The organism is Pannonibacter sp. (assembly GCF_051860505.1).
In the GTDB taxonomy this organism is placed as follows: domain Bacteria; phylum Pseudomonadota; class Alphaproteobacteria; order Rhizobiales; family Stappiaceae; genus Pannonibacter.
In genome coordinates this window covers 80423-89730 of record NZ_JBHYDX010000020.1, presented here as the reverse complement: position 1 = coordinate 89730, position 9308 = coordinate 80423, and the positions used below count along the sequence as shown (strand labels likewise).

The window sequence follows — 9308 nt, the reverse complement described above, 5'->3', positions numbered from 1 at the left end:
TGAGACATCACCAAACTCCTGTTCAGGAGCTTGAATCAAATTTCAAACAACTTGCATAGCTATTTTATGGGTCTGAAGCCTAATAGTAAGTAGAAGGAATATTTTGGAAGTGTTTCAAGGCGTGCTTTGTGTTGCTGAAGATGACGCAAAACAGATAATGGATTTTCTGACGTTCCGGCTTCAAACTGACAAAAAAAGCAAATCGACCGGACATCGCGGTTTATGGTCCGCTCCGTTGGTACAAATTCCAGGGACGGACGAATTTGCTTTGGTCGTTGCGTCTCTTGAGACAAGTAATACACTGAGAAAGGTCGAATCATGGCTCGAAAAGGGAGGCGTAAACGATAGGAATGCGAAGTCAAGTCGCGGGGAACGTTACGAAATTGAACTTCGCTCAGAAATTTCATCTGCAATAGAAAGTAACATTCTGCTTAAAGACGCAAAATGTGCGAGTGAAGAGATCAAATCAAAGGATTTTGGAGAGCAAATTGATCTTTTATTTTGTATTGGAGATTTATGTGTTGTTGGAGAAATAAAATTTTTCCTTATGCCGGCCGAACCGCATGAGAGATTTAGATATGATAAAAAGCTTGAATCTGCAGCAGATCAAGCGCGTCGAAAGGTTGATGCTCTAGAGAGAAATAGAAATAGAATATCAAAATACTTAAATATAAGTTTTGATCGCGTACAGAAATTAAGAATAATTCCGATTGTAATTACTGCTCAAGGATATGGATTTTCGCTTCGAGTCAAAGATGTTTTAATTGTAGACGCGAAATTTCTCCTTTCTTATCTCGGAAACGGAAGGATTTTGACCAACCTAGCATTAGGTTTAAAGAACGGAAAAATCGCAACGTATGGTACATCGCTTTATGATAGCGAAGTATCTGCCGCTGAAAAATTCGAAGTAAGTATTGCGAAGCCTTATGTACTCAACCGGTTTCTTGAGAGAATAAATTTTATCAGTACACCGTTTCCCTGCCTGAGCCATCATGGTGCTATGTTGAAAATTCCAAATCTAACAGATGTACAGGATGAGGAAAGGGATAGAGCAATAATTCTGCGAAACAAAATCGAATAACCTCAATTGAAGTAATGAATAAATTAGATGATGAAATGTGAAAAGTGGCAATTAAATGCGTGAATGATAATTATTTGGAGGGTGGCAGTTCCTTGACTGTACAGTGACTGTACCGCGCTCCGAAGCGGCCCTTAACAGCCCCAGCTTCTGAAGCCAGTGCAGCTGTCAATCCGGCATGCCCAGCTGCACGGGCGTGCGTTCGCGTGGTTCGGGCTGGGTCTGACCGGCAAGGCGCAAGGTGCGTTCCAGGAGGGTTTCGTAGATTGGGCGTCCGCCCAGGACCTGCGCGGTGAGGCTGGCGCAGGCGGCGGTGACGAGAACCGGCAGCACGAGGCCATAGGCGCCGGTCAGTTCAAGGACAAGCACCACGCCGACCAGCGGCGCGCGGACCGAGGCGGCAAACAGTCCGGCCATGGCGGCAATCGCGGTCGCGCGGGCAAGGCCCTCGACATCCGGCAGCAGGACCTCGGCTGCCGTGCCGAAGGCAAGACCGGCCGCCACCGCGATGGACAGCATTGGTGCGAAGATGCCGCCGGGAACGCCGGTGCCATAGCACAGGATCGCGGCAGTGAAGCGCAGCATCATCAGCGCCAGCAGGAAACCGAGCGGCGCGGCTTCATGGGCGAGCAGCTGGACGACCGCTTCGCCGCCGCCGCTGCCCTCGGGAAACAGCTGCAGCATCGCCCCCATCGCCGCACCAACGACGAGCGCGGGCAGCCACCAGAGGCGCTGCGGCAGCCGCAGCGGCGCATCAAGCGCCAGCACCACGGTCCGGTTGAAGCTGAGCCCGAGCAGCCCCACCGCGCCGCCGAGCAGGGCGAAGACGGGCAGCAGGAGGGGCGACAGGCCCGGGCTGGCGAGGGGCAGGCTGACGGTCTGGCCGAGCAGCGCCTCGGCAATGGCGGCGCTGCCGATGCTGGCGAGGAACACGGCCATGTAGGTGTGGGCGCGATAGGGGACCTGGCGCCGGGTCTCCTCGATGACGAACAGGATCGCGGCCAGCGGGGCGAGGAAGGCAGCGGCAAGGCCAGCCGCGGCGCCGGCGGCGAGCAGGCCGCGCTTTTCCTCCTGGCCAAGACGGCCGACCCCGGACACAAGCTGCATCAGGGCCGCGCCCATGTGGATCGTCGGCCCCTCGCGGCCCAGCACCATGCCGGAGCCGAGCGCCAGCACACCGCCGGAAAACTTCACCAGCAGCACCCGCAGCGGCCGGAGCTCCCGTTCGCCCTCCAGCACGCCCTCGATCTCCTGGATGCCGCTGCCGGCAGCCTCGGGGGCAAAGCGCAGAACCAGCCAACGGGCGGCGGTAGCCAAAAGCGCCGTTCCCGCAATTGCGACGATGAGGGCGATGAAGGGGGAGGGCGCAAGCGCGCGCAAGGTGGAATAGGCGCCTGTCAGCCAGTCGACCGCAAGATGGAAGCCGGTGCCCAGCAGCCCGACGCAGAGCCCGCCGGCAAGAGCAAACGCGAGATAGAGAAGCGGGACAGTCGGCGAACGGGAAGCCTCAGGGGTGGGGATCGGCATGGGCGGTCAGCATCCGTGCGTTGCGTGGGCGGCAGGGCGGCCTGTAAGGTCAGGAAAAAGCAAGAGACGCGGGAGCGCGAGATGTCGGCCGAAGGCCACAGCACGGCAATCGTCAGCCTTGGAATTTCCTGCCAGAGTTCGCGGCAGATCCGCACCCATGCGGAAGAGATCGGTCACCATCTTGGCGAGGACATCCAGCCGGCGCGGCATTTCTTCGATGGGCTGATCGCCCCGGTGCCGGGGGTGGCCAAGCTGTTCGAGGACGGCTTTCCGCTGTTTGGCGCCGATGACATCCGCATGGGGCCGCATCATCCCGTCTGGCATCCCTATGACATCCATTTCCTGCATCATTTCCGCGACGAAGCCGGGACGGTGGACATCGCCGGCCGCATGGCCGAGGAACTGTCCCGCTTCGGCCACATGCGGGGCAAGCTGCAGCGATTGTCCCGGTTTGAGCGGCTGGTGTTCGTGCTCTCCAACAGCCAGAACAACCTGACCATTGTGCAGGCGGAGACGGGCCTCACCGACCTGCATTTCGAGGCGTCGGCCGTCGGTCGGCTGCGCCATGCAGTGGAGCAGTATCTCTGCCGGCCATGCGAATTCATCCTCGTCAGTCTGGACGGGCGGCATGCGGGCGACCTTGCGGACGAGGTGCATGTGCTCAGCCCCGATGACAGCGAGTGGACCGGCGACAAGGGCCAGTGGCGCGCGCTGCTGCTGGAACGGCTGGCGGCGGACCGCCAGCCGGATTGATTACCCTCGGGCGATGATCACATCACGATGACCTTGGTGCCGACGCCGACGCGCTCGTAAAGGTCGGTGACATCCTCGTTGCGCATGCGGATGCAGCCGGACGAGACGGCGTGGCCGATCGACCAGGGTTCGTTGGAGCCGTGGATGCGGTAGAGGGTCGAGCCGAGATACAAGGCGCGCGCGCCCAGCGGATTGTTCGGACCACCTGCCATGAAGGTCGGCAAGTCCGGGCGGCGCTTGCGCATTTCGGCCGGCGGACGCCAGTCGGGCCATTCCGCCTTGCGTGTTACCTTGTGGCTTCCCGCCCATTCGAATCCCGGCTTGCCGACACCGACGCCGTAGCGGCGGGCGACGCCATTCTGTTCGACCAGGTAGAGATAGCGGGCGTTGGTGTCGATGATGATGGTGCCCGGTTTGTGCGGGCCAGTGTAGTCGACCACAGCCGGAAGGAACTGCGGCGCGACCTGGCGGCGGACTGCAGCGGCCGCCTGCTGGCTTCCCGCACTGGCGAGCCGGACTGGCGCCTGGGCGCCGGGCTCACTCACCACCATGGGCGCGCGGCGTGGCTGGCCCTCGGGGCGCAGCTGCAGCAGCCAGGGTTCGGCAAGGTTCGGGCTCAGGACGAGAGGGGGGGGATTGATGCCCCGGCTGCCTTCCGCCAGGACCAGCGGCACGGGCAGGCCGATCACGGCCGCCAGCGCCAGGCTCACACACAGTTTCATCACCGTTACTCCTCAACGCAAAGTCAAACCTCAAGCTCACGGGTCAGGACATTTGCCCTCGGGAAAATGCTTGACGAATTCGCTCAAACTTTACGGATCTTGGTGAAGGAGAATGGTGAATCAGCGGGCAATAAGTCTGGTTAACTCATGTAAAGGTTACTGTAAGGTGTCAGGACTTGGTTAGCGGTTCCTGTCGGCGGCCGGTGCCGAAACGGGTTCATTGCACACGCCTTCTGGCATCACGGGCAATGATCGGGAGGAGGGGCTCCAACTCGCTGCGGTCCATGCCGGGCCGGACCCGCCGGTCATAGAGCATGTTGAGCAGGATCTGATCAAAGGCGGTAAACCGGCTGTGCCGCGAAGTGTCGTTGAACACCGAGTGCGTCAGACGCGGATCGTCATTCATTGGCCCCAGGCCCTGCAGGACCTCCTCGACCAGGCAACGCCGAAACAGGAACTCGCCCTCGTCGGAAACGATGACAGCCGAGGACCCGGTGATGCCCCTTCGTCCGGATTCAACCCGGACCAGGCAGCGTCCCGGCGCTTCTGCCGTCTCGTCGGCGTAAATTTCTCCCCTGACGGTCGGAAGATAGCCGGCGCGGTCGACGACGAAAATATTGAAGTTGGCCTCTTCGTCCGGAGCCGCCAGCCGCGCGTCCAGCGCCGGGATCTTGCGGGGCAACTCGGCCAGAAACGCTTCGACGGCTGCCGTGCGATTGCGTTGCGACAGGCTGTGAATGCGGAACCGGACCGGCGTCACGTATTTCTTCACGAGATAGGGTTGCCAGCTCCAGGAGCGGTACTCCAGCCCGAACACGGTGTTGTTGAAGCCCTCAATCAGTTCTTCGGCGGTAAAGCTTTCCGGTCCCGCGCGGGCGGGAAGTGCCGCCAGCAGGCCAACCACGAACAGCATGAAGGCGATTGGAAGCGGCGGCATGGCGAGGGACGTCAGACCTCTTGTTCGGGAACGGCTGTCCATCCTCAGGACCTGTGCGGGTGAATGTACCGAATGCGCTAACGACTTGGAAACCAAATCTTCTTCATCACGTTTCCGGCAAGTCATGTGCTGCTGAACCTCACCTCGAGGAACATTTCCTTAAACATCGAGAGATATAAAGCGATGGATGAGCATGGAAATTCTGCGCGAGCGGTGACTGTTAAGAACGGGAGTTGGCATGGCTGCGGTCAAACGTGTTTTCCGGGCGGAAAGCCTGTTTCGCGATGCTGCGGGCGTTGCGAGCCAACCCGAACGAACCGACGAGCAACGGCACCGCGAACTGATGGCCGAAATGGCCTCGTTGCGGGCGCTCATGAAAGGGGCGCCAGACCCCAAGGAAATGAGCGAGCATGTCATGCAGGAGTTCCGGCGTGAGCTAGGCGAGGCCGCCAAGCTCAAGAAGGAACTGGATGCCATGTACGAAGCGATCCTGATGACCAAGAAGGAGATCGCGGCGCTGCATCACACCACCGGTTCCGAGGGACCGGAAATGACCCGCGTCACCAACGAACTGGATGCCATCGTCATCGGAACGGAAGGGGCGACCGAAGCCATCCTGTCGGCTTCGGAGTTCATCGACGAGACAGCAAATACCCTGTCTGCGCGGCTGACTGGCCAGGATCGGGATCTGGCCAACGACATCCAGGAACAGGTTATCCAGATTTTCGAGGCCTGCAACTTCCAGGATCTTACCGGTCAGCGCATTTCCAAGGTGGTTGGGGCCCTGCGCTTTGTCGAGGATCGCATCATCGACATGATGAACATCTGGGGCGGCATCGAAGCCTTCAAGGAAATCGAGTTCAAGATGCGCGAAAGCAAATTGGAAGGCGATGCCGCGCTGCTCAACGGCCCGTCGCTGCACACCGACGTCGATACCGTCAGCCAGGATGACATCGACGCCCTGTTCGCCTGAGGGGCTCTACGCGCTCCCGACGCAAAATATCTCTCAGGCCCGCTCTTCCCCGCCGTCCCGGCCTTGTGCCGGGACCCGTCAGGGATGCGAAGCAGCAGCTGAAAAGCTTTGCAAATCAAACAGGTCCCGGCACAAGGCCGGGACAGCGCGGAGGGCAGGTCAGGTTCAGGACCGTTTCTCCCGTCGGCACCTTGCATTCGCGGCCACCTCTCGCTCCGTGTCCCCCTGGGCGAGCAGCGCGAGCCCCGGGGCCTACTCGTTCGCAGAGCTGTCATTTCGTTCGGCTCACTCTGATCGAGTGTTGCCAGGCCTCGCGTTTTTCAAAGGCTCTGCAAGCGAGTAGGCCTCGGCTCGACGCTGCGCTTGGCCGGGGTGACGCAGAGGTTTTGGTGCCGCGCTCAGGCGCTTTGCTCCGCCCCCGCCCAAGAGAATCTCCCACGCCCACTCTCCCCCGCCGTTCGGGCTTTTTTTGTTGTTCGGTTGCCTGCCTGATGTTAAGAACAAATTAAGAACATTGTCGAGGGGCAGGAGCGCGCCGATGGACGAGACATTGCCAGCCGGCCTGATGCGCGGCACTGACGGAGAGGTTCGCTGCTGGTGGCAGCAGGGGCTGGATGACTATGCCCATTACCATGACCGGGAGTGGGGCCGTCCGGTGACGGATGACACGCGGCTGTTCGAGAAGATCTGTCTCGAAGGCTTTCAGTCGGGCCTGTCCTGGCTGACGATCCTGCGCAAGCGCGAGAATTTCCGCGCGGCCTTCGCCTGGTTCGACATCGACAAGGTAGCTGCCTATACCGAGGCCGACATCGAGCGCTGTGTGGCCGATGCGGGCATCGTGCGCCATCGGGGCAAGATCGTCTCGACCATCAACAACGCCCGGCGCGCGCAGGAGCTTCGTGCCGAGTTCGGAACACTCGCGGCCTATTTCTGGGCGCATGAGCCCGGACCGGCCGACCGGCCCGAGGTCTGCGACCATGCCACGCTGAGCAAGATGGCGACGTCGCCGGCAAGCCTTGCGATTTCGAAGGACCTGAAGAAGCGCGGCTGGACCTTTGTCGGCCCGACGACGGTTTATGCCTTCATGCAGGCGATGGGTCTCGTCAACGACCACCTGGAGGGCTGCTGCGTCCGGGCCGAGATCGAGGCGATCCGGGCGGGTTTCGTCCGCCCGCAAGGCATGTCGCAAAACTGAGCGCGATCAACCGACAACCTTGTCCGCAAGCGGGTCATAAAGGCGGTTGGTGGCGCGGAAGATGTAGTCGGGCTTCTCGACGCTCACGGCTGTCGCGCCGTGCGCGATCAGCATCTGGGCGCAGTCTGGGGCCAGATCGCGTGGGCACAGCAGGCTGAGCACACCGCTCTCGGCAGGGTGCCCATAGATCAGTTCGGCGCCCATCGGCAGGATGTCCTTCACCGCGCCGCGGGTGTCGGGCACATGGGCGCGGACGAGCCGGCTGCCCCGTGCGGTCTCTTCGGCAGCGACCCGATCGAGGATGGTGCGGGCGGCGCCAAGGGCCTCGCCGCTCCAGTCGGCCTTCAGCGAGGCAACAAGATGCGCCTGGCTTTTCAGGATCACGCCATCGGCAAGGATCTTTAGCGCATTAGCCTCGAGCGTGGAGCCTGTCGTGGTGATGTCGACGATCAGCTCGGCAGAGCCGGCCGCCGGTGCGCCCTCGGTTGCCCCGGCGCTTTCGACGATCCAGTAATCGGCAATGCCGTGCCGGGCGAAGAAGGCGCGGGTGAGGTTGACGTATTTCGTGGCGACGCGCATGCGCCGGCCATGGCGGTTGCGGAAGTCGGAGGCGACGTCGCCGAGATCGGCCATGGTCTCCACGTCGATCCACGCTTTCGGTACGGCGACGACCACATCGGCCGGGCCGAAGCCGAGCGGGGTGACGACATGCACGAGCTTGTCCGGCGTGGCGATGCTTTCATGCACCAAGTCCAGACCGGTGATGCCGAAATGGATGCTGCCGGCGGCCAGCTCCCGGGCGATCTCGGAGGCGGAGAGGAAGGCGATCTCGACGCTGTCGAGGCCCTTGATGGCGCCGCGATAGTTGCGGTCACCGCCCGGCTGGACGATCTTCAGGCCGGCACCAGCGAAAAACTCGGAGGTGTTTTCCTGAAGGCGGCCCTTGGAGGGAATGCCGATGATGAGCCGGGTCATGCGCGGGCCTCCAGCACAGCGGTGAGACGGTCAAGCCAGAGCGAGAAGCCGACGGCGGGCACCTCGTCATTGGCACCGAGGAGACGCAGCAGGCGGTCGTAGCGGCCGCCGCCCAGAAGCGTGCCCGCGTTTGCAGCGTGAGGGGCGCTCACCTCGAACACGAAGCCGGTGTAATAGTCGAGCCGGCGGCCGAAATCGGCGGCAAATTGGATCTGGGAAAGGTCAAGCCCGTGACTGGCCATGGCGGCCGTGCGGGCGCGGAAGGCGGCGAGCGGGGCGGCAAGGTCAAGACCGTGGCGGCTTGCAAAGGCTTCGAGCGCGTCTGCGCTCTCGTCCGGACGACCCTTGATCGCAAGATATTCGCTGAGGATGCTGGCAGCCGCCGTGTGCGAGCCTGCGCCGCTGGCGAGCGCGGCCTGTTCCAGGAAGCGTTCGGCGATCTCGCTGGCGGTGCGGCCGCCCACGGCGGAAATACCGGCAATGGAGAGGAGATCAGCAACGACTTCCTGTGCTGCGTCCGGATTGGCGCCTTCCAGCGCCGCGAGGAAGCCGAGGCGGGCGTCGCGGCGCTGGTCGGACGGGGCACCTGCGCCGCTCATGCGGGTGATGGCTGCGGTCAGTCGTTCGCCTTCGCCAAAGAGATCGCGCAGGCGGCGCTGCCAGACGACCGGCAGATCGAGTCCGGCCAGAACGGCGGAGAACAGGGTCTCGTCGCCGATCCGCACCACGGGCTGCTCAAGGCCCAGGTCACCCAGCACGGAAAGGGCGAGCGCCAGCATGGCGGCATCGGCGTCTTCCCGGTCGGCGCGGCCGAGGCTTTCCGCCCCCGCCTGCGGGATCTCGCCCAGCTCGCCCGGCCGCTGGCGGAACACGGGGCCGGCATAACAGTAATCATCGCGCCGGTAGGCCGGCTCGCTTTCGAGGTGCTGGCGGCAGACCGGGATGGTGAAATCCGGGCGCAGGCACAGCTCGCGCCCGTCGGCACCGCTGGTCAGGAACAGGCGGCGGCGGATGTCCTCGCCGGTCAGGTCCAGGAACACGTCCGCCGGCTGCAGGATCGGCGGGTCGATGCGGGTGTGCCCGGCCGCTTCCAGCCGGGCAAGGGCCTTGCTTGCGAGCGCGGCGGGCGAAAGATCAGGTCTCGACAT

At 62.0% G+C, this 9308-nt stretch carries 9 protein-coding genes; 4 read left to right on the top strand and 5 right to left on the bottom strand.

Translation table 11 applies throughout. From position 1 onward, the window contains the following. The first annotated feature begins 103 nt into the window (after positions 1 to 103). On the top strand, positions 104 to 1081 hold the full coding sequence (locus tag ACTIFE_RS14830) for a hypothetical protein (RefSeq protein ID WP_439529934.1): 978 nt from the start codon (positions 104 to 106) through the stop codon (positions 1079 to 1081). Between the two features lie 165 nt (positions 1082 to 1246). On the opposite strand, the gene clcA is transcribed toward ACTIFE_RS14830, so the two are convergent. Then, entirely contained in the window at positions 1247 to 2605 is a 1359-nt protein-coding gene (clcA, locus tag ACTIFE_RS14825) for a H(+)/Cl(-) exchange transporter ClcA (protein ID WP_439529933.1), read from the bottom strand. Positions 2606 to 2686: 81 nt separating this feature from the next. Between clcA and ACTIFE_RS14820 the strand changes: the two genes are divergently transcribed. Continuing rightward, entirely contained in the window at positions 2687 to 3358 is a 672-nt protein-coding gene (locus ACTIFE_RS14820) for a hypothetical protein (RefSeq protein ID WP_439529932.1), read from the top strand. Between the two features lie 17 nt (positions 3359 to 3375). Here the strand turns inward: ACTIFE_RS14820 and ACTIFE_RS14815 are convergent, their stop codons facing one another. Both ACTIFE_RS14815 and ACTIFE_RS14810 read right to left on the bottom strand, forming a co-directional pair. Then, entirely contained in the window at positions 3376 to 4080 is a 705-nt protein-coding gene (locus tag ACTIFE_RS14815) for a L,D-transpeptidase (protein ID WP_439529931.1), read from the bottom strand. Between the two features lie 217 nt (positions 4081 to 4297). Beyond that, positions 4298 to 5059 (bottom strand): DUF2927 domain-containing protein, encoded by a 762-nt coding sequence (locus ACTIFE_RS14810; protein WP_439529930.1) that lies wholly within the window; start codon positions 5057 to 5059, stop codon positions 4298 to 4300. Between the two features lie 196 nt (positions 5060 to 5255). Here ACTIFE_RS14810 and ACTIFE_RS14805 point away from each other — a divergent pair, with 196 nt between their 5' ends. Beyond that, a complete protein-coding gene (locus ACTIFE_RS14805) occupies positions 5256 to 5990 on the top strand; it encodes a protein phosphatase CheZ (protein ID WP_439529929.1) in 735 nt (244 codons plus the stop codon). 538 nt (positions 5991 to 6528) lie between these two features. Further along, the gene (locus ACTIFE_RS14800; protein WP_439529928.1) at positions 6529 to 7185 is read left to right on the top strand and encodes a DNA-3-methyladenine glycosylase I; all 657 of its coding nucleotides are present in this window, start codon (positions 6529 to 6531) and stop codon (positions 7183 to 7185) included. Positions 7186 to 7191: 6 nt separating this feature from the next. Here the strand turns inward: ACTIFE_RS14800 and hisG are convergent, their stop codons facing one another. After that, on the bottom strand, positions 7192 to 8160 hold the full coding sequence (gene hisG, locus ACTIFE_RS14795; RefSeq protein ID WP_439529927.1) for an ATP phosphoribosyltransferase: 969 nt from the start codon (positions 8158 to 8160) through the stop codon (positions 7192 to 7194). Then, entirely contained in the window at positions 8157 to 9308 is a 1152-nt protein-coding gene (locus ACTIFE_RS14790; RefSeq protein ID WP_439529926.1) for an ATP phosphoribosyltransferase regulatory subunit, read from the bottom strand. The genes hisG and ACTIFE_RS14790 overlap by 4 nt, the downstream gene beginning before the upstream one ends.

Bases quoted from the DNA above. Each gene is read 5' to 3' on its own strand.
- clcA (WP_439529933.1), bottom strand. From the start codon at position 2,605: ATGCCGATCCCCACCCCTGAGGCTTCCCGTTCGCCGACTGTCCCGCTT.
- ACTIFE_RS14810 (WP_439529930.1), bottom strand. From the start codon at position 5,059: ATGGACAGCCGTTCCCGAACAAGAGGTCTGACGTCCCTCGCCATGCCG.
- ACTIFE_RS14805 (WP_439529929.1), top strand. From the start codon at position 5,256: ATGGCTGCGGTCAAACGTGTTTTCCGGGCGGAAAGCCTGTTTCGCGAT.
- ACTIFE_RS14790 (WP_439529926.1), bottom strand. From the start codon at position 9,308: ATGTCGAGACCTGATCTTTCGCCCGCCGCGCTCGCAAGCAAGGCCCTT.
- ACTIFE_RS14820 (WP_439529932.1), top strand. From the start codon at position 2,687: ATGTCGGCCGAAGGCCACAGCACGGCAATCGTCAGCCTTGGAATTTCC.
- hisG (WP_439529927.1), bottom strand. From the start codon at position 8,160: ATGACCCGGCTCATCATCGGCATTCCCTCCAAGGGCCGCCTTCAGGAA.
- ACTIFE_RS14815 (WP_439529931.1), bottom strand. From the start codon at position 4,080: ATGAAACTGTGTGTGAGCCTGGCGCTGGCGGCCGTGATCGGCCTGCCC.
- ACTIFE_RS14800 (WP_439529928.1), top strand. From the start codon at position 6,529: ATGGACGAGACATTGCCAGCCGGCCTGATGCGCGGCACTGACGGAGAG.